The sequence below is a fragment of the Dysgonomonas sp. ZJ279 genome, from assembly GCF_011039205.1.
Lineage (GTDB): Bacteria > Bacteroidota > Bacteroidia > Bacteroidales > Dysgonomonadaceae > Dysgonomonas.
In genome coordinates, this window is sequence record NZ_JAAKEL010000002.1 from 168,408 (window position 1) to 190,966 (window position 22,559).

14 protein-coding genes are annotated in these 22,559 nt (G+C 38.5%); 8 read left to right on the plus strand and 6 right to left on the minus strand.

The genetic code is table 11. The features are described from left to right. Positions 1-89 precede the first annotated feature (89 nt). Positions 90-554: a TspO/MBR family protein gene (locus G7Y57_RS04615; protein ID WP_165021027.1), complete on the minus strand. Its 465-nt coding sequence runs from the start codon at positions 552-554 to the stop codon at positions 90-92. A gap of 70 nt (positions 555-624) precedes the next feature. On the opposite strand from G7Y57_RS04615, the gene G7Y57_RS04620 reads away from it, so the two are divergent. The 8 genes from G7Y57_RS04620 (at position 625) to G7Y57_RS04655 (ending at position 14,275) form a co-directional block, all read left to right on the plus strand. After that, complete coding sequence (locus G7Y57_RS04620; RefSeq protein ID WP_165021028.1) at positions 625-1,524, plus strand: TIGR01777 family oxidoreductase; 900 nt, start codon at positions 625-627, stop codon at positions 1,522-1,524. A 150-nt stretch (positions 1,525-1,674) separates the two neighbouring features. Then, entirely contained in the window at positions 1,675-2,229 is a 555-nt protein-coding gene (locus tag G7Y57_RS04625) for an RNA polymerase sigma-70 factor (RefSeq protein ID WP_165021029.1), read from the plus strand. A 70-nt stretch (positions 2,230-2,299) separates the two neighbouring features. Further along, positions 2,300-3,307, plus strand: coding sequence for a FecR family protein (locus tag G7Y57_RS04630; protein ID WP_165021030.1), 1,008 nt, complete (start codon positions 2,300-2,302; stop codon positions 3,305-3,307). Positions 3,308-3,486: 179 nt separating this feature from the next. After that, positions 3,487-6,888 (plus strand): TonB-dependent receptor, encoded by a 3,402-nt coding sequence (locus G7Y57_RS04635; protein ID WP_165021031.1) that lies wholly within the window; start codon positions 3,487-3,489, stop codon positions 6,886-6,888. Between the two features lie 14 nt (positions 6,889-6,902). Further along, positions 6,903-8,822 (plus strand): RagB/SusD family nutrient uptake outer membrane protein, encoded by a 1,920-nt coding sequence (locus tag G7Y57_RS04640; RefSeq protein ID WP_165021032.1) that lies wholly within the window; start codon positions 6,903-6,905, stop codon positions 8,820-8,822. A gap of 82 nt (positions 8,823-8,904) precedes the next feature. Continuing rightward, complete coding sequence (locus G7Y57_RS04645) at positions 8,905-9,669, plus strand: DUF3823 domain-containing protein (RefSeq protein WP_165021033.1); 765 nt, start codon at positions 8,905-8,907, stop codon at positions 9,667-9,669. 100 nt (positions 9,670-9,769) lie between these two features. After that, positions 9,770-11,977: a hypothetical protein gene (locus tag G7Y57_RS04650; RefSeq protein WP_165021034.1), complete on the plus strand. Its 2,208-nt coding sequence runs from the start codon at positions 9,770-9,772 to the stop codon at positions 11,975-11,977. A gap of 6 nt (positions 11,978-11,983) precedes the next feature. After that, complete coding sequence (locus G7Y57_RS04655; protein WP_165021035.1) at positions 11,984-14,275, plus strand: GH92 family glycosyl hydrolase; 2,292 nt, start codon at positions 11,984-11,986, stop codon at positions 14,273-14,275. 123 nt (positions 14,276-14,398) lie between these two features. Here G7Y57_RS04655 and G7Y57_RS04660 read toward each other — a convergent pair whose 3' ends face one another. From G7Y57_RS04660 to G7Y57_RS04680, 5 genes are all read right to left on the minus strand, one after another. Further along, entirely contained in the window at positions 14,399-15,730 is a 1,332-nt protein-coding gene (locus G7Y57_RS04660) for a TIGR00341 family protein (protein ID WP_185153919.1), read from the minus strand. Positions 15,731-15,948: 218 nt separating this feature from the next. Next, positions 15,949-17,940: a glycoside hydrolase family 97 protein gene (locus G7Y57_RS04665; RefSeq protein ID WP_410492633.1), complete on the minus strand. Its 1,992-nt coding sequence runs from the start codon at positions 17,938-17,940 to the stop codon at positions 15,949-15,951. Between the two features lie 9 nt (positions 17,941-17,949). Then, positions 17,950-19,080: a glycoside hydrolase family 26 protein gene (locus tag G7Y57_RS04670; protein ID WP_165021036.1), complete on the minus strand. Its 1,131-nt coding sequence runs from the start codon at positions 19,078-19,080 to the stop codon at positions 17,950-17,952. A 19-nt stretch (positions 19,081-19,099) separates the two neighbouring features. Continuing rightward, positions 19,100-20,221, minus strand: coding sequence for a glycoside hydrolase family 26 protein (locus G7Y57_RS04675; RefSeq protein WP_165021037.1), 1,122 nt, complete (start codon positions 20,219-20,221; stop codon positions 19,100-19,102). A 17-nt stretch (positions 20,222-20,238) separates the two neighbouring features. Then, complete coding sequence (locus G7Y57_RS04680; RefSeq protein WP_255491339.1) at positions 20,239-22,536, minus strand: glycoside hydrolase family 3 N-terminal domain-containing protein; 2,298 nt, start codon at positions 22,534-22,536, stop codon at positions 20,239-20,241. Between the last annotated feature and the right edge of the window lie 23 nt (positions 22,537-22,559).

The following is a 22,559-nucleotide window of genomic DNA, read 5'->3' on the forward strand; positions in this document are numbered from 1 at the left end:
ATCTTGTTTTTGCAATTCCATATCATAACTTTACAATACATCTTTGCAAAGAAAAGGAATTCATTCAATAAGGATGTAAATTAATCCGCTTAATTATATAAGAAAATATAGAGGTTGAGATAAGTTGCAAAACCGACCCACAAGATATAAGGGAAAAAGAGTATAGAGCTGATCTTCGACACGGGATACATCTTAATGGCATAATAGATAATCAAGAAATCAAGTAAAATAATGTTGATCAGTCCCAACAGAGGATTTTCCAGATAGAAAAAGGCAATGCTCCACGTGAAATTGAAAAATAATTGCAGTGCGAAAAGTAGTATGAAATACTTTTTTTGTGCCTTATCAGAAATAACAAAAAGCCCAATAGAAAGACCCATTAAAAGATATAACAAACTCCATGCAACAGGAAATACAATATTATGCGGAGTTAGTGGAGACTTACAAAGGTAGGGATACCACGAAACCATCGAATCCTCCTGAAAGTTTTGGGAAGCACAACCCACTAAAAAGCAGATTATTATTGGAATGAGTATTATAAGAATATTTCTCATCAGTCTATGTCTTTTGGGTATAAAACATTAAAAGACATTCAACTGTTCATTATATATAAAGATAAAGATTATGCGAATATTTATTACGGGCGGCACTGGCTTGGTCGGAAGCCGATTGATAGAGACTTTGGCCTTACAAGGCCACGACATTACGGTTCTTAGCCGTGATGTAGAAAAGGCAAAATTAAAGCTGGGAGATAAGATAGAATACTGTGCATCCCTAAATACCCTGCAATCGCTGGATGGCTACGATGCCATTATAAATCTTGCAGGAGAATCGATTGGCGGAAAACGTTGGACGGATCAGCAAAAAGAACGTTTGAGTAAGAGCCGCTGGAAGATAACAGAAAAGTTAACCCAACTGATTAAAGTTAGTGAAAATCCTCCTGAAGTATACATTTCAGGTTCAGCTATTGGTTACTATGGTGCTCAGTCGGATAATATAATCACAGAGGATAGTGTTCCTTACGACGAATTTACATATCATCTTTGTAGAAAATGGGAAGATTATGCATTTGCGGCACAAAGTGAGCAGACCAGAGTCTGTATATTACGCACAAGTGTTGTTTTATCATTAAACGGAGGAATGCTTCCAAAACTTCTTTTACCATTCAGGTTGGGACTTGGGAGTGTAATGGGTACAGGCAAGCAATATTTCTCATGGGTTCATTTAGAGGATATGGCAAATATCATTGTCTTTCTTTTAAATCACAATGACACAAAAGGTGTCTTTAATATAGCATCACCAAACCCTGTTACAAATAGACAATTTTCGAAAGTTTTGGCTAAACAATTAAATCGCCCTTGCTTTTTCAGGATTCCATCCTTTGCTATATCTCTATTGATGGGCGAAGCTTCTGTTTTGATTTTAGGTAGTCAACGGGTTGTGCCCCGACATTTGATAAAATTAGGCTACAAGTTTCAGTTTGAAACCATTGATGATGCTTTAAACGATATACTAAGAAAATAAATACATAGAAATACGAGAAAACACTTTTGCTGTGATAATCGCTCCTTAAAAACACGCATAGATAATTCTCTAAGGAATTTTATCTTTTATTAAATGTTATTAAGGAATAAGTGATAAATTTGCGCTACGCACCTAAATTTTAGGCTTACTATGGAAAAGGACAAGGAACTGGAATATCTGAAAAGACTAGCTGCCAACGATCATGAAGCATTTAAAGCTTTGTTCGTAAAATATTTTCCAAAAGTTAAGTACTTTATTACACACCTCGTAAAATCGGATATATTAGCTGAAGATTTCGCCCAAGATATTTTCACTAAGATCTGGTTGGGAAGAGCTGATGTATTAAAAATCCAATCCTTTAATTCTTACATATACCGCATGGCCAAAAATGCGGTTATTAATTACAGCCAAAGCCAAATAGTAGAAAGAAATTACGCCGAATATATATCAGATATAGAACATGTTGAACTCCCCTTTGAAGAAGAATTATATGCAAAAGAAATAAATCTTCTTATCCAGCTATCGGTGAATAATATGCCTCCTCAGCGCAAAAAAGTGTACGAAATGAGCCGTGTAGATGGCTTAACGAATGAGGAAATAGCCAACCAACTCAACCTTTCGAAAAAAACTGTAGAAAACCACCTGAATCTCGCCTTAAAAGAGATAAGAAAGACTATTTCTCTCTTCTTGGTATTCTTTATGTAAAGAAAATCACAATTCCATTGGGTGCAAGATAGTACTTGCCTGTCATATCATAAACAGGCAGGAAAAACTTATGTCGAAAACACGTCGTATTATTAATCTTTTCTTCAATCATAGCTATTCGGATATGGTTAAGAAAAACTTTTTCTATTGGCTCAATGATAGTGCCTCAGAGAAAGAAAAAGATAATACCTTATTTGAAATATGGGAAAATCTGGACATAAAAGCAGATTCATCGACCGAAGACTCTTTCCGCTGTGTAAAAGAGAGAATAAAGCAACTAGAAACCCCTCGAAAAAGACATTCACTATTTGGCACATTACGCAAAATTGCAGCTGTGGTACTAATCCCTCTGTTATCATTTGCCATATCATATATCTATATTCAGCAAGATACTAAAACTGAAAGCAATTCTGAAAGCAAAGAGATCGAATTTGTAGAGTGTTTCGTCCCGCATGGAGAAATACGAACAATTGTTCTACCCGACTCTTCTACTGTTCAGGTGAACTCTGGAAGTGTACTTATATATCCCGAAAAATTCGAAGGAAAAACCCGAAATATATTTCTGAATGGGGAGGCCTGCTTTTCTGTAACAAAAAATGAAACGATGCCATTCATTGTAAAAACGATGGACATGGATATAAAAGTATTGGGTACTGTATTTGGCATATCGTCTTATGCTAATAGTACTTTCTCATCGACCACCCTCGAAAAAGGCAGGGTATCAGTACACTTTAACAATGAAAGAAATAGTGCTGAGTTTCTACAACCCAACGAGCAAATTATATACGACAGAATATCGGGGGAAATAGAGAAGAGAACCATCAATACCAAAAATGCTCTGGCGTGGAGAGAGGGTCATCTTATATTCCAAAGCCTTTCTATCAACCAAATTGCAGAATTACTCGAAAGGAAATATGGCATTACCGTATACCTGAATTCGAACAAATACCAAAATGAGAAAATCACAGCCAAATTTATACACAGCGAAGATGTAAATGACATTCTCGTGATAATGAAACAGATAATACCAAATTTCAGCTATAAAATAGAAGATAAAAAGAAAGTATTCATTTACTGAATAATACCATAAATCGATACAACAATATTATGAAACCATTCACCTAAAATCAATATACGACTATGAAAAAAAGAATCGGAGAAGTATTCTTAAGCTTTCTTCTCGGTTCGAAATCACATTGCTAACCTAATGAGAAATAATCACTAATTAATCTAGTATTAAATGAAAAAAGTTAACTTATGAAAATAACTAATCACTCATCTTGCAGACACAGGAATTATCTCAAGCAAGTCTGCTTTATCTTAGTTTTTATTTTCGGATTCACCTTCAACGCTAAAGCGCAGAATCAGAAAATAACCCTGCCTCAACAAAAGATGACTATTTTATCTGCCTTCGAAGAGGTTGAAAAACAAACAAATCTTACAGTAGCATACAATGAGTCCAGCATTGATGTAAAAAAGAGTATTTCGGTTGATGTGAAGAATAAAAGTCTATCCGATGCAATAACCGACATTCTCAAAGGAACCGGAACTACGTACAGAATACAGGGTCAACAGATTCTTATTGTATCCGATAATCAACAAGAGAAAAAGAAAATCACAGGCAAGATTACCGATGAAAATGGAGAACCACTTATCGGGGCCAATGTTGTTGAAAAAGGAACTACAAATGGAACGATGACAGATGTTGATGGAACATTCACTCTCGAAGTAAAAGATAACAATGCACTTCTGCAGGTTTCTTATATCGGATTTAATTCACAAGATATAAGGGTCGGTTCAAACGCAAATCTGGCTATCAAATTACAGGAAGATTCAAGGACTTTAGACGAGATAATCGTCGTTGGATATGGTACCCAAAAGAAAGCAACCCTTACGGGGGCTGTTGTTGCAATCGGCAATGCTGATATAGTAACAACTAAAAATGAAAATATTCAAAATATGTTGACGGGTAAATTACCGGGGCTGCGTGTTGTACAAAAAAGTAGTGAACCCGGAGCCTTCAATAACACTTTCGACATACGTGGTATGGGTTCTCCTTTAGTTATTATTGATGGAGTCCCCCGTGAAAATTTTACACGCATGGATGCTAACGACATTGATAATATCTCCATCCTGAAAGATGCCTCAGCTGCTATTTATGGTGTGCGTGCTGCAAATGGGGTTGTTCTGATAACAACTAAAAAAGGAAAATCAGGATCGATGGATCTTGAATATGCCGGAAACATCGGCTGGCAGAATCCGACCGGATCGCCCAGAAGTGTCACCGCAGCAGATTGGATGGTTTTAAGAAACGAAAAACTGATGCACAATGTCAATGGAGGAACAAGCGCTTATACTCAGGACGAAATCGAAGCATATCGCAACGGAACAATGATAGGCACAGATTGGTGGGCAGAATGTATGCGCACCGTCGCTCCGCTGACACAACACTCACTAAGTGCAACAGGGGGTAACGAACAAGTGCAGTTTTTTATAAGCGGCGGTTATTTGAATCAAGAGTCGTTTTTAAAGAGTAACAGCTTGGATTATAAACGATATAATGTACGTTCTAACGTTACTGCTCAAATAAATAAACGCTTTAAGATCGATTTGAACATAACCGGAATAATGGATGAGAAAAACCAGCCGTACGAAAATTCAGACTGGATTATTCGTGCATTCCAACGCGCCCCGGCTATACAACCTGTATATGCGAATAACAATCCTGAATATTTAATGTACGGACTTATCGAAGGAGATAACCCTGTAGCGATGATGGATGGCGATGTTGTTGGTTATAAGAAATTAAACAACAAATGGTTTCAGTCATCCGTAACAGCTTCTTACGATCTGCCTTATATAGACGGATTAGTAGCTAAAGCCACATATAGTTTCGATTATCAGATAGCCGATAACCGCCTCTATAAACGTGAGCACAGTCTTTATGAATATGATGATGCAAGTGATAAGTATAACGCTAAAGGGCGTAATAGTCCGAGTACATTTAGACGAGAATATTTTAGCAAGCAAGCCGACTTGTATCAATTATCATTGAATTATGCTCGTACGTTCAATAAATCTCATAACGTAAGTGCACTTGCATTGATTGAAGGCTCTAAAAAAAAGGGTGATAACTTTTTTGCTCAACGCGAACTGGCATTAGGTCTGGATCAGCTATTTGCTGGTAACAGTAAGAATCAACAAGGTAGTATGAGTACCACTTACGATCCTACTGGAACCAAAAATTTGTACGAAACGGCCAATCTAGGTATAGTCGGTAGGGTCGGATATGACTTCGAATCGAAATACCTTGCAGAATTCAGCTTCCGTCAAGATGGTTCTTCCGTATTCGCTAGTGACCGTCGTTGGGGATTTTTCCCATCAGCATCTCTAGGTTGGAGAATTTCTGAAGAAAATTTCTGGAAAAATTCACCTCTGGCAATTGTAAACAATCTGAAACTTCGTGGTTCTTACGGTAAAATGGGAGACGACACAGCCTCCATGTATCAATTTGTGAATGGTTACACATATCCTGCTTCAGGAAACGCTAACCAATTACCGGGAGGATATGTCTTCGACGGAGTATTTGTAAATTCGGCAGCCAGTAAGGGTATCACCAATCCTAATATTACATGGTATATAGCTAAAACATTAAATCTGGGTGTCGATGCTGATATATGGAATGGTCTTTTAGGTATTTCGTTCGACTATTTTACCCGCAACAGAACGGGCTTATTGGTAAAAAGAGATCTTAGCTTACCGAGTGTAGTAGGAGCAGAATTACCATTAGAGAACTTAAATGGTGATTTCACACAAGGTATAGAATTAGAGTTGAGCCATAAAAACAAAATTGGCGATTTTAATTATCAGACAAGAGGTATTTTTTCATTTACCCGCATCAAAAGAACTCATGATGAACGTGCTAAAGCCGGAAACTCTTACGAAAACTGGAGAAATAATAACAATGAACGCTATGTAAATATACATTGGGGATATGACGAAGGCGGGCGTTTCAACTCTTACCAGCAAATAGCTAATAGTGATGTGTATTATGGAAGAGGGACATTACCGGGCGACTATATCTACCTGGATTGGAATGGCGATGGAAGAATAAACGATCTTGATGTTCAGCCAATAGCTTACGAAGACAGTAAAACTCCATTTATCAACTTTAGTTTCATTATGGATGCCTCATGGAGAAGATTCGATTTCAACATGCTATGGCAAGGCTCGGCTATGACCAGCGTTAAATATATAGAGCAACTGCGTGAACCGATGTGGGGTAACGACAATTCGAATGCATTAGAATTCTTTATGGACAGATGGCATCCTACTGACCCCAAAGCAGATCCATACGATCACACAACTACATGGGTGTCGGGAAAATATGCATATACAGGTAGTAATCCTGATGAAAACTCGAAGTTCAACATGCATAATGCCAGCTATATACGCTTAAAAAGTTTAGAGTTAGGCTATACACTTCCTACAAACCTTACGATGAAAGCCGGAATTAAAAATGCACGGGTATATGTAAACGGTTATAATATAGTAACTCTCAAAAGTGTAGAATTAGATCCCGAGCATCCTAACGATAGTTATGGTAACTTATATCCACTTAACAGAACGTTTTCGGTTGGTGTAAATGTTAAATTTTAAATGAATCTAAGATTATGAAAATATCAAAATTTATTTTATTGCTTGCATTAATATGTGGTGCTCCGGCCTGTACAGACCTGGACATTCCACCTATGAATGTTGTACAAGATAAAGATATCTTTGCGAACGAAAATGGTATTAAAAGCTATCTTGCCCGTGTGTATGGACAGATGCCTATAGAAGACTTTCGCTATTGCCCCGAACGGAGATTCAATCACTTTTGGATAATAAATCCGTTCCCCGCAATAACAGGTGAGGCCTTAAGCCGTGATCAGACATCAGCCCGTTCCGAAGAGGGTTATTGGGGCGATGCTTACAAGCTGATACGGGATATCAATTATTTTATCGAAACCTTACCTACATACGCATCCAACTTCTCGGAAGATCAAGTAAACACATGGACCGGCGAAGCTTATTTTGTAAGGGGAGCTACTTATTTTGCCCTAGCAAAACGCTATGGCGGAGTGCCTCTTGTCGACAATATATTGAAGTATCCGGAGCAAAGCATCGAAGAACTTCAGGTTCCTCGTTCTTCGGAAGAAGCAACATACAATAAGATTGCAGAAGACTTCGATAAAGCATATTCAATTCTACCTGAAACAAATCAGGTTGGTCGCGCTAACAAATATGCAGCAGCAGGTTTTAAATCGAGAGCAATGCTTTTTGCGGGTTCTATTGCAAAATATAATCAGGTTAGCCTGTTCGATAAGAGCAACAACCGTTTATGCGGTATACCAGCCGATAAAGCAGCCGACTATTTTAAATTAAGTTACGATGCAGCTAAATTAGTAGAAGGACATTATTCTTTGTACAAGGATAGCTGGAAAGCTGATGACAAAGAAGCCCAATATCAGAATTACACCGAATTATTTTTCTCTGCCAAAAGTCAGGAGAATATTTTTGTCAGACAATATGTTTATCCTGAATCGGTGCATGGATATGATGTTTACAATATTCCTTATCAATATATGGTAGGCGGATATTCATCGGAAGTGAATCCGACACTCGAGTTTGTTGAAATGTTTGATGGTCTGCCTAAAAAAGCAGATGGTAAGATCGATGTATATGATACAAATGGCAAATATAAGATGTACGACAAACAAATGGATTTCTTTGCCAATGCTGAACCACGCTTAAGAGCAACTGTTATCTTTCCGGGCGATGTGTTCAAAGATCAGACTGTTGAAATCTGGCGTGGAATCTATATAGGTGAAGTAAATGGTGGAATAGCTCCTCTGCTTTCTCCCGGAACAAAAGATCGCTATGAAAACACATCGAGCAAGAGTCTGCTTGTTACATCTGCGACTCCCGAAACACAAGTTGTAAGAACATTGCCGAACGGCAAACAAATGAATGCAGCAGGAAGAAGCGGATGCTTTTATAGTCACACAGTGCAAGCACTTTCCGGCTTCTCGATCCGTAAATGGATGAATCCGTCTATGCCTGCTGCACAGGTAGTAGAAAACAGATCGGATCAGACATGGATAGAATTACGTTATGCCGAAATATTACTAAACCGTGCAGAAGCTGCTTACGAATTATATCTGGCAGGGAAAGGTGACGCAGATTATCAAGGTGATGCTTATAAATGTATCAATGACATAAGAGAAAGAGCCGGAGCCGATATGCTGACAAGTAAAACTGCATTGAATTCTATTGATATCGTGCGCAAAGAAAGAAGAAAAGAACTCGGATTTGAAAATAAAATCTGGTGGGATTTGAAACGCTGGAGATTGCTCGACAAGGAACAAAACGCAACTACCTATCGAATTTTGATGTCATTTTATGCAGAAAATAATGGAAAATGGTTCTTTGACGATCGTTACGATGAATTGAATAGTGTTTATAACTGGGATTCCAGATGGTATTATCAAAAAATATCGGATGGTGAAATTACGAAGAGTCCTAATATAGTACAGAATTCTGGCTATTAAGTAAAGTGAAATATTTATGGCTGCATTTTACAATCAAGACATGTTTTGTATAGGCAGTTTAACAGATAAAAAGCACAATAAAATGAAAAAAATACTATATTATTTATCTTGTTGTATCCTGCTGTTCGCCGGTTACTCGTGTAGTACTGATATCGATAATTATGACGAACCGCAAGAAACATTGAAAGGGGAGGTTATCGACAAGAATACGATGAAACCAATGCAAACAGAAGTTAGTGACGCAGGTATTAGGCTAAAACTAATGGAATATAGTTGGAGTGATAACCCTACGCCTTACTATTTCTATTGTAAACAAGACGGAACCTTCAATAATACGAAAATTTTCAAAGGAACTTACAATGTTGTTCCACAAGGGGCTTTCGTGCCACTGGTGCAAAAAGATGATGAGGGTAATACGATACTGGACGAAAGTCGCACGTTAGAAATCAAAGGATCTGTCGATCTGAAATTTGAAGTAGAGCCATTCCTGAATATCGAATGGGTTGGTGAACCGGTTGTTAACTCGAATGGCAGTATTACCATTCAGGTCAAAGTAACCAGAGGGACTGCAAATGCAAAATATCATCAGAATGTATCGGACATTGTTCTTTTCATCAATTCATCGAGCCCTTACGTTGGAGACAACAACTACGACAACCGCTATATAACAAAATTAAGCGGCGACGATGCTAACAATTCTCTTGGAAAAACAATAACACTTACAACCACAGGTGAGTTTTCTAAAGCGAGGACTTATTATGTAAGAGTAGGTGCCCGTATCGATTATAATGTAGAAGGATCGAAACGTTATAACTATAACGAACCCAAGACTGTACCGATCCCTTAAATGTGAGTTTTAGTTAAAATAGAAAGGCTCCTTAACACTGGAGGAGCCTTTTTTATTATCTTGGCGTTCGATACGCTTAAACCTTAAAATCTTATTATCAATGAAGAAAATAGCTAATTGCACTATTGCATGCTTACTTCTTGGGCTGGTTATCCTACCGGGATGTAACAACCAAAAGCCCGAAGCCAAAGTCGATGTTACCAATCTGGAAAAGACAGCCTTTCAAACAGCAGGTCCGTGGAAACCCGTAACCGATGTCAGAGCCGATGTCGCCATTGTATATGGTGCAGGAGACAGAAAAGATATGACCTTTGAGCAGCGTGTACAATCCTGGCGCGACAGAGGTTATACAACACACTTCATGACAGGTATAGCCTGGGGCGAATATCAAGACTATTTTACCGGAAAATGGGATGGTAAAATGCATCTCGATGAAGGACAGGTGGAACAAGATGGTGATACCATCTGGCATGGACACATGGTTCCATACATTGTCCCTACCGAAAATTTCTTGAAATATATGAAAGAGAAACACGTAAAACGTGTAATAGATGCCGGTATCGATGCTATATATATGGAAGAGCCCGAGTTTTGGGCAAGGGCAGGATATAGCGAAGCATTTAAAAGAGAATGGAAGAAATTTTATGGATTCGACTGGAGACCTCAGCATGAATCGCCCGAAAATACATATCTCGCAAATAAATTAAAATATCATTTGTATTACAATGCATTGAATGAAGTATTTACTTATGCTAAAGAGTACGGAAAAAGCAAAGGAATGGATGTTCGCTGCTATATCCCGACTCACTCGTTAGTAAACTACTCTCAGTGGCAGATAGTTAGTCCCGAAGCCAGCTTAGCATCCCTACCTTGTGTAGATGGATATATTGGTCAAGTGTGGACAGGTACTTCACGTGAACCGACCTATTTCAACGGAAAAGCAAAAGAACGTGTATTTGAAACAGCATTTCTCGAATACGGTTCAATGGAATCTATGACAGCCCCTACGGGACGCAAGATATTCTTTTTGACCGATCCTATTGAAGATTGGCCTCGCGATTGGGTAGACTATAAAAAGAATTATCAGGCGACATTTACAGCCCAATTATTATATCCTCAGATTGCCGATTATGAAGTGATGCCTTGGCCCGATCGCATCTATGAAGGTCTGTATAGGGTGAGTGCAAACAGCGAAGAAAAAGCAAATATACCTCGCCATTATTCTACTCAAATGCAGGTTATGATTAATACACTGAATCATATGCCATTATCCGATAACAAAGTAAGCGGTTCGGAAGGTATTAGTGTCTTAATGGGTAATTCTCTTATGTTTCAGCGATTCCCTACTCATAAAGGATATGAGGATCCTCAACTATCTAATTTCTATGGCCAGGCATTGCCTTTCCTCAAACGAGGTATTCCCGTGAAGATTGTACATGTAGAGAATGTATCCTATATCGAAACATTGAAAGATACGAAAGTCTTATTAATGACATACTCTAATATGAAACCTCTTTCGCCCGATGCGCATGATTATTTGGCCGACTGGGTTAAAGGAGGTGGTGTACTTGTTTATAGTGGGCGCGACAATGATCCATTCCAGACAGTACAGGAATGGTGGAATACGGAGGATAAGAAATACGCTGTTGCATCCGATCACCTGTTTGAAAAAATGGGCATAAGCAATTCTCCTAAAGAAGGTGAATATACCTATGGAAAAGGAACGGTATATATATTACGCCAAGACCCTAAAGAATTTGTATTATCACCGAATAAAGACGCAGCACTGGTCGATGTTGTAAAACGTATGTATGAGCAAAAAGCCAAAGCCGGCACATTGGAGTTCAAAAATAATCTTTATCTCGAAAGAGGGCCTTACGACCTGATTGCGGTAATGGACGAAAGTGTGAGCAACAATCCATATACTGCAAAAGGTATGTTTATAGACTTGTTCGATCCTCAATTGCCTATATTGACCGAAAAGATAATACTACCCGGCGAGCAGGCATACCTTTTCAATATCAATCGTGTACCCGATAAGAGCAAGCCGCAGGTATTAGCCGCTGCAAGCCGTGTGTATGAAGAAAAAGTCGGGAAGAAAGATTACTCTTTTGTTTCCAAAAGTCCACTGAATACAACTAATGTTATGCGTATATTATTACCTTCTGCTCCATCGGCTTGTACAATGACCGACAAGCAGGGAACGGAGCTTAAGGATACCAAATGGACTTGGGACGAAAAAAGTAAAACATGCTTACTTACATTCGAAAACGACCCTGATGGTACAAATATTTCACTTAAATGGTAATCGGTGATGAACAATATATTAAAAAATACAAGTAAACTGCTGCTGGTCTTATTGATTGGCAGCAGCCAACTGCAAGCCGTTGAAAAGGATTTTGCAAACTATGTAAATACCCTGCAAGGAACAAATTCTAAGTTTGAACTGACCAGAGGAAACACATACCCGACAACAGCTATGCCATGGGGTATGAATTTCTGGACACCACAAACAGGAGTGAATCGTGACGGATGGATTTATCAGCACTTCAAAGACTCGATCAGAGGATTCAGACAAACACATCAGTGTAGCTCGTGGACGAACGACTATGCAGCATTCTCGCTGATGCCTGTATCGGGTAAGCTAGTAGTCGATCAATTTAGTCGTGCGCTACGTTTCAGTCATGATAATGAAGTTGCAAAACCCCATTATTACAAAGTTACTTTCGACAATCAGATAACGACCGAAATGTCACCTACTGAACGCGGTGTTTATTTCCGTTTCGCATTTCCACAGGGAAAAGATTCGTATGTTGTAGTAGACGGAAATAGCGGTGGTAGCATGGTACGCATCTATCCTGACGAGCAAAAAATAGTTGGTTATTGTAAGAATGCAAATCATTCGGCACCCAGAAATTTTGCGAATTACTTCGTGATAAAGTTCAATCAGCCTTTTACATCTTGCGGTACTTGGGACGGAAAGTCAGGCAGTATTTCTAAGAATAGTAAAGACTACTTTGGGGAATATGCAGGAGCTTATATTCAGTTCAAAGAAGGAGCAACCGTCGAAGCTAAAGTTGTTTCATCGTTTATCAGTCTTGAGCAAGCAGAACTCAATTTTCAAAAAGAACTTGCCGGACTTGAAAGCCTCGAAGAGGCGAAACAATTAGCCCAAAGTGCATGGAATAAGCAATTAGGTAAAGTAGAGGTAGAGGGTGGAACCGAAGAAGAGAAAGCAACATTCTATTCTTGTTTTTTCCGCTCGATGTTATTTCCCCGCCAGTTTTTTGAATATGATACGAATGATAAACCGATTTATTACAGTCCTTATGATGGCAAGCTTCATAACGGATATATGTACACCGACAACGGATTCTGGGATACATTCCGTGCTCAGTTTCCATTGAATATACTGCTACATCCCGAAATGCACGAACGATATGTACAATCGCTTTTAGATGCTTACGATCAGAGCGGATGGTTGCCTTCGTGGTCGTTCCCCGGTCATAGTTGCGGAATGGTAGGGAATCATGCTGCTTCGCTTATTGCCGATGCTTATGCAAAAGGTATGCGTAATTTCGATACGACGAAAGCATTGGAAGCAATGTATCACGAGGCTACTAACAAGGGTCCTCATGGACCATCGAATGGTCGTGATGGCTGGAAAGAATATTTCACAATGGGATATATTCCTTCTCCCGATTATCACGAAGCTGTAGCAAAAACGCTCGAATTCTGTTACGATGATTTCTGCGCTATGCAGGTAGCTAAAATATCGGGAAATGATTTCTATGAAACTATCTTCAAACGTCAGATATACAATTATAAAAATGTATATAATCCTGCGACCCGTTTTATGCAAGGGCGCCAGAAAGATGGCAAATGGGTAGGCAATTTCGATCCTACTGAATGGGGTGGTCCATACACAGAAGGCTCTGCATGGCATTATCATTGGTCGGTATTCCACGATGTACAAGGGTTGATCAATCTGATGAATGGCGATAAGAACTTTGTCGCCAAACTCGATTCTGTATTCTCCGTACCCAACACATTTAAAGTGGGAACATACGGGCGAGTAATTCACGAGATGGCTGAAATGGAAATGATAAACATGGGGCAATATGCTCATGGAAATCAACCTATTCAGCATATGATCTATCTGTATAATTATGCCGGTGAACCTTGGAAAACCCAATATTGGGCTCGTGAAGTAATGAGCAAACTTTATGCTTCGGGACCAAATGGCTATCCCGGTGACGAAGATCAGGGACAAACATCATCGTGGTACGCTATAAGTGCCATGGGATTATATTCGGTATGCCCAGGAACAGATCAATATGTGATAGGATCTCCTATTTTCCCTAAAATGACGATCCATCTTGAGAATGGTAAAACATTGGTGATAGATGCCCAAGGAAACACATTGGATAACAGATATATTCAATCTGCCAGCCTAAATGGAAAACCGTTTACCCGCACATGGCTGACCTATGAAGAGTTAACTAATGGAGGTACAATACAATATAAAATGGAAAATAAACCAAATAAATCGTGGGGTGTTTTGCCAAAAGACAGGCCCTATTCTGCATCTGTAGACTTAAAATAGCAGTAGTGTTATATGATAATAGATACTTTTTCTCCTCCGAAGACATAAGTTATTCGGAAAATAAGGGCACTCATTTTTTGAATGCCCTTATTCTATTTAACATGTGTTCGACAGAAACATCAATTATTTATGAACCTTCTCATAAAATATTTTCAATTGATTAGTACCTAGTCTTTTTGTAAGCCAATTTTCAATCCTCTCCCGATCTTTTATACTTAATTCTCTTTCCGTCGAAAAAGTAATCATGTTCACTTTATCGGGTGTCGATACTGTATCATTTGCATACAGTAATGCCTCGGAGTACGAACATCCTTCTATTTGAGGGAAAAGAGGTTTTATCTCTACCAGCAACTGCCTCCCTATAGTGAGCTTCTTCTTGATACTATCTTCCTTCAGTTGCTGATTTTTCAGGGTGATAGATAAACGATTTATTTCTTGTTTCAAAACATTCTCTTCCGATTGTGACTTGTCTCTATCAGTACGATCGATTTCAAATGAAAGGCCTTGTTGAATATTAATAGTTGCTTTATCTAAAGAGAAGTCTTTTGCTCTGGCAATAATCATTTCCTTATCCTCTTCAACAAGCGATGTACCTCCATAAATAAGGGTGATTTCTTTTTTAGTTGGATTTATCTTATTTCTTAATAAATAGTTCCCCTTATATATACTGATACTTTCAGCATATTTCGTCGCATTTATATTGAATTTTTCGTCCTGAACGAGCTTATAGCCAAGATAAATACTCGGTAAGATAGTTATTGCCAACACAACCGATATTAGCTGATTAATTCTTTTTTTCCGCCCATCAGTAATATTAGAGCGTATAGGAAATTTTAGAAACTGAGATACTGCAACAGAGGATATAGCTATACAAACAGTATTAATCGTAAATAGGTAAAATGCACCATAAAAAAATGTAAATTGTGCGGTTGCCAATCCATATCCCGCAGTACACAAAGGGGGCATCAGTGCCGTTGCAATAGCAACACCAGGAATAACATTACCTTTTTGCTTACTGCTGATAGCTATTATCCCTGCCAATCCACCAAATAAGGCAATCAATACATCGTAAATCGTAGGTGTAGTTCTCGCCAATAGTTCCGACTGAGCTGTAGACATAGGTGTTATGGCAAAATAAATGGTCGATGCAGTTAAACTTGCCAAAATAGCAAAAAAGAAATTCTTTATCGATTGTTTGAATAAACTAAAATCATAAATAGCAATGCTATACCCCATTCCGTTTATCGGACCCATTAAGGGAGATATAAGCATCGCGCCAATTATTACCGCAGTAGAATTAACGTTAAGACCAACTGAGGCTATAATAATTGCGAATACAAGTATCCAAAGATTAGTCCCTTTAAAAACAATACCACTCTTTATCGACTCATGAATCACGTCATAATCTTCGATTTCGCCTTGCAAACTAACGTAGCTTAACAGTTTTCTTATCATATTGATAATCTTTTAGAGCATTTATCCTCAGTCCGGCAATGATCAACCTTACTGGTTTCACTTTGAAATAACAAGATATGAATATAAAGAGTTTTTATTTAAGAGAGACCGCATTTGATAAAAATAATTGTAGAAAACGATATAACAACTAAACCACATTTACTGGAATTAAAATATCAGTAAATGTGGTTCAATTAATATAATTATAACTAAAACTCTTATTTAGATATCTTCACTACATACCCTCCTCCCGAGGCCAATTTGACATCGAGTTTTTTGTTTGCAGGAAGATCGATCACTTCACGCTTATAATCTCTGGCTGCACGATTGGCATTTACTCCATCTTTAAATATTTCTGCTTTGTACCCATTTCCATCTAAGAAAGAAAGATCGAGAGTCAATGTCCTGTCATCCCAATTATTCAATACTCCGACGTACCAATCATCACCTTTTTGACGAGCAATAGAAACGTATTTTCCTATTTCACTATCCAAAGCGACAGTATTATCCCAAACTGTCGGAACAACAGCAATAAATTCTGTACATTCTTTTTCTCTCATATAGTTAGAGGGGTTATCGCACAACATATTCAACGGCGACTCGAATATAATATATTCGGCTAACTGATGACAGCGTGTACCTTGGCTCATAGCTTCGCTATTAACAGGGCGAAAATTTCCTCTTGACGCATTGCGCATAGCACCTTGTGTATAATCGATAGGACCCGCAAGCATTCTGATAAACGGCATTGTAACATCGTAAGTCACCTGATCGAGCGTATCGGAAGCCCACTTCAATTGCTCTAAACCGTTTACACCTTCGTAATTGATTACATTCGGATAAGTGCGGTGAAGTCCTGTCGGCTTATATGTTCCATGAAAATCGAGCATTATATGATACTTCGCTGCAATCTCGGCACTTCTGCGATGAAAATCAACCATCGGCTGATCATCTCTATCCATAAAGTCTACCTTAAAGCCTTTTATTCCCATTTCGGAATAATGCTTGCAAATGCCTTCTATATCTTTATCGAAAGCAAGGTAACCAGCCCAAAGAATGAGTTTCACGTTGCGCTGATCGGCATATGCAACAAGTTCTTTCAAATCTATTTCGGGTATTACTTTAAATAGGTCGGCCTCAAGATTTACTGCCCAGCCCTCGTCGAGTATCACATATTCAATATTATGTTTAGAAGCAAAATCAATATAATACTTATAAGTTTCATTATTTATTCCGGCTTTGAAGTCAACATCAAACAGATTCCAGTCGTTCCACCAGTCCCAAGCTACTTTACCGGGTTTTATCCACGATATGTCAGCTACTTGAGATGGTGTTGCCAATCTGTAAACCATATCATTATTTAATAAGTCGGCATCTTTTTCGGATACTGTAATCACACGCCACGGGAACGATGTATTTGCCTCACATTTTGCAATATAAGGTTCACTTGATTTCACCAATCCTTGCAGCATATTATGACCACCCTGCTCTATCTTTTTGGGATAAGGAGCGAAAACTCCATTCAATCCATTCGATGCATTATCTTTGATCAGGTACATACCCGGATAACTCATCAGATCGGCTTCGGTGATACATACTTTTTTTCCATTAGGAGCATCTATAAGTATCGGCAAAAACGCCAATCGATCAGGTTCCCATTGGGAAAGCTTTTTAACTGCATATATATTTTCGAACGAGTTGAAAAATTGTTGTTCGATAGTACCTCTATCTCTCACATAAGGGATGTAAGCCATTTTATCATCTGCAAAATTAAAATTCGCATCTTCTTTCTCTACTACGAACGGAGCCTTTTCCGTTGCAATAAAACGATAGGCAACCCCCTCGTTGTAGGCACGGAATACGAGTTTAAAGTTTTCTTTAAAAGCTAAGGTCACTTCATTATAGTTGTCTGTTACCTGACTTTTCTTATACAAAGGAGAAGGTATCACTCCTTTATTGGAATTATTACTGACTTTTGACAATTTAGATTTAATACCAAAGCTTTTACCGCCAACCAAAGTCATCGAGATAGCAGACGGTTCGATAATCTTATCTCCATTGTGTGTAATGGAGTATTTGATTGCATCACCAACTTCAATATTTGTTTTCAACTTGCCGTCAGGAGAAGATAACGAAACATTCTTCTGGGCATTTACTGTCATTCCCAAAAGTAGAAATGCTGAAAAAATAACTGTTTTAAACTTCATCATGTTCAATTATTATTTTTGTATATCATTATTCATCAAAATGTTGGGCTTTGCTACAAATTCTCTGAAATCATTTGCCGCAGGATGTCCTTCGAATGGAATATAGAAATGATTCGGTTTATCTTTTTCCCAAGCATTACGCCAGAATAGCACCCACGATATTCTATACTTGCTGATTATCGGATATACTACCTGTGTAAAATAAGTAGAATCAGGAATACTTTCCATCCCTGTTTCTCCGATAGTTGCAATCTTATCGGCTTTCGCAGCGTAAGTAGTTACCGTATTCAGATTACGCTCCAAGGCTTCTTTATAGTATTGAATATCTTCAGCAGTTTTTCCCGGTACATAACTATCGAATGCCACGATATCGACATAGTCGTCACCCGGATAACGCTCCAGATATTCAACCTCATCTTTTGTCTCGGATGGGGAATAAGAGTATAGCAAGTTATGCACATTTTTTTTATTTCGCAAATGGTTTACTGTCATCACCCATAGTTGTTTATATTCATCGGGAGTACATTGTTTACTGCCCCACCAGAACCAAGCTCCTGTATGTTCATGATACATACGGAAAACAACAGGAATTTGTGTCCCATCACTTGCTTTCAGATCAAGGAAAAAATCTCCTACGCGATCTAACCATGTCATATATTTAACATGATTCGATCCTCCGGGAAGAATAGATTTCACAACCGAATCTTGTGCACAATCCCATGCTGTATTACCTGTTACAATATTATCACCATGCCAACTCACGGTTGTAATACCACCTCTGTCATGTGTTTCTTTTATATACCGCTTCATATCTGAGAAATAGATAGAATCGAGGTTAAACGCTGCTCCTATTTCTACATGTCCTAATTCCCAACCTATAACGGCAGGATAATCTCCTGTCACATCTTTTACATCCGAACGGCCATTCTCTTTGTACCAAGAATGCCCGTAAGCCAATGCATCCTGATGGGCTACCATAATACCTTTATCTAAGCGTTCGAAAAGGGTATTGTAAAGTTTTACTGTTCCTGCTGTAGCCTCTTTATCTATTGGTAACTTCTGAGGAGTCACATCCTCTGCCTTCGGGTTACAAGAAAGAAGGCTTGTAAATACGACAAACATCAATACTATGCTTTTTTTCATTTGGATTTATTTTAGGTTATTACTTACATTTATACATATTCGGAAGTTCTGATTGGAATAAGATATTCGGTTCTTCATAGAATTTTCTGAAATCGTCTGCCGCAGGATGCCCTATTGTCGGTGCATAATAATGAGTCGGCGAATCGCTTGCATTACGCCATACCAGTGCATAGGCTACTTTTACCCGTTGCAAAATAGGTAAGAGTGTTTGCGTAAACCATGTAGCATCGGGTATACTTTCCAATCCTGTTTCGGTAAGCGCCGCTATTTTATTCCTTTTGATTGCTACATCCGATACTATTTGCAATTTTGCCTCTGCCAACGCCGGATTATTCGCTCCATCGGGTCTGAAATCCCAATAGTTATCCATACCTACGATATCAACATAATCGTCGCCGGGATAATAATCCAAAAATTCGGCTTCCGTGGAAAACTTGCAGTCGGGAGAGAAAGCATATAGAAAATTGTGAACTTTTAGGTCGCCCTTCAGATAATCAACGGTAAATTTCCATAAAGAAACAAATTCATCTTTGGTACAATGCCCCTTTCCCCACCAGAACCAATCACCGTCAAATTCGTGATATGGACGGAAAATAACAGGGATAAGCTCTCCATTATCTCCTTTGAATTTTGACGATATATCTGCTATGGCTTTCAGATATTCTTTATATTTATCATGATATTTTCCTCCGGGTAATATATCGGATACAACTTTTATCGGATCTTTTTCCCAATAGAAACTACCATCGTTTGCCGGATTTCTTGCGTGCCATGCAAAAGTAATAATGCCTCCCTTACGATAAAAATCTTTTACTGCTGTGACTAACTTATTCTCTATTGCAGGATAATTAGGCGATGTGGTATTTGTTACAGCTTCGAAATCCAAACCTAAAAGTGCAGGATGATCACCAACTACATCTTTTATATCACTTCTGTCTTTATCGCCTACCCACGTACGACCATAGAGCGTAGCATCCTGATGACCAAAGGCAACTTTACCTTCAGTTTGTAGTTTCTTCAGATTACAAAACAATGCGTATGTTTCTGCTGTGGCTTGTTTGTCAACCAATACAATACCAGAAGCCTTGATCGATAAGATAGGTAAACAAAACAATAGTATAAAAAGGCAAACGTTTTTCATGGCGAATTATAATATGTTTATAAAACCGTAAATAAAACTTTCTCTTTTATATCGTTTGAAGACGATCCTACTTGCAATTCAAAATCGCCGGGTTCAACAACACGTTTATTTTCCATATTGATAAATGACAGGTCTTTTAACTTGATTTTGAAAGTTACCGTTTTAGTCTCTCCCGCTTTCAGCGATATTTTTTCGAATCGGCGTAATCTTTTGGTATCTGGGATTAATGAAGCAAAAAGATCACTCGAATAAAGCTGTACAACTTCTTTACCTTCTCTTTTTCCTGTATTTGTAATATCAATGGATAGGGTGATATCTTCCTGTGAATCTTTAGCCAATTGTTTCTTATCTATTTTCAGATTCGAATAAGAGAATGTTGTATAGCCAAGGCCATATCCAAAATGAAATTCGGGATTAAAGTCTCCTTCATAATTGTATACGCCTTCACTTTTCTTTTGCTCTTCGGAATGTTTATGGAAATAAGGAACTAGTGAGTTAGGAAATGCCGGATAAGTATAAGGCAGTTTTCCCGACGGGTTAACATTACCTATCAATATATCTGCCAGAGCATCTGCGCCATATAATCCGGGCAGGTATGTTTGAACAATAGCGTCTACTTTCGACGAAATTTTAGATATAACACGTGGACGACCTTCGCTTAACACAAGAATTACTTTTTTGCCGGTTTTAAGCATCTCTTTTGCCAGTTCGGTCTGCAAGTCATTGAGATAAAGATCATCCAAATCACCGGGTTTTTCGCAATATGAGTTTTCGCCTAAACATAATACTACATAATCTACGTCTTTTGCAGCAGCTATCGCTTCGTCAAATTGATTCTTGTATTCGGTGGCATATTCCACCGCATCTGTATAGCTTACACCGGGAATATATGCAACATTTTCTTTTCCGAATTTCAATTTCATCGCATCCAGAATATTATTATATTCGCTTGCAAATTCATCTATTTTCTCCCCTTGCCACGAGAATGTCCATCCACCGTTTAATGATCGTTTGCTTACAGCATTAGGACCTGTCACCAATATTTTAGCACCCTTCTTTAAAGGTAGGATATTATTATCATTCTTCAACAGCGTAATTGCATCTGCGGCAGCATCGTACGATGCTTTACGAAATGCCTGTGAACCGAATTCAGGATAATCTTTCGAGTATGTATTCGGCGTATTAAATAAATCCAGTTTCAATTTAAGAACAACAATACGTGTAGCGGCATCATCTATACGTGACATCGGAACTTCTCCTTCATTGACCAGTTCGGTCAATACGGTACAAAATTCTTTATAGTCGTAAGGAACCATCGACATATCTATACCTGCATTAATAGCAAGTTTTACCGATTCTTTGATGCTGGTAGCCAATCTGTCTCGGGTATAAAGCTTATTGATATCTTCCCAGTCAGTTACAATCATTCCTTTGAAGCCCATTTCGTCTCTGAGCAATGTTGTCAGCAAATCGTAACTGGCATGAACAGGCTCGTTATTAATAATACCTGAGTTTATCATTACAGTATGCACTCCTGCATCAATGGCTGCCTGAAAAGCAGGTACATGATATTCTAACAGCACCGATTTAGGGATGTATGCCGGTGTACGATCTTTTCCACTTATTGGAGCAGAGTAACCTATGAAATGCTTCATACAAGCGGCTAATTTGGTAGGATTAGCAATGTTGTTATCATCACCCTCATATCCTTTTATCAGCTCATATCCGAATACCGAACCGATATAAGGATCTTCTCCAAATCCTTCATATTGCCGTGGAAAACGTGGGTCTATACCCAAATCCAATACAGGAGAGAAATTCCATGGAACATTGCTTGCACGAGTTTCATAAGCCGTTACTTCCCCCATTTTACGAGCATGGGCAGGATTCCACGAAGCGGCCAAAGTTATCTCCTGAGGGAACATTGTCGAACCTGCGGTATATGTCGCTCCATGTATCTGATCCAATCCATAAATGATAGGAACTTTAACACGAGTTTCCTTCATTGCCACTTCTTGTATTTGAGCAATTATTTCAGTCCACCACTGAGCGGTACGTGCTCGTGTGTTGGGTGAATTCAAGATGGAACCCACATGATAATTGAGAACTGCATCACGCAATTTATCCATGTCTAATTGCAATGTGCTTGTCGGGGGTGTGTCCGCTCCTTTACATACTGCATCGATACTTACCTGCGTCATTTGCCCGATTTTTTCGGCCAGTGTCATTTGCGAAACTATTTGTGCGGCTTGCTTATCTATATCTTTATTGTTTTGGGCTTGTGCGACCGATACTATACCTAGGGTTGTTGCCATTATTATCAACGTTTTTTTCATGG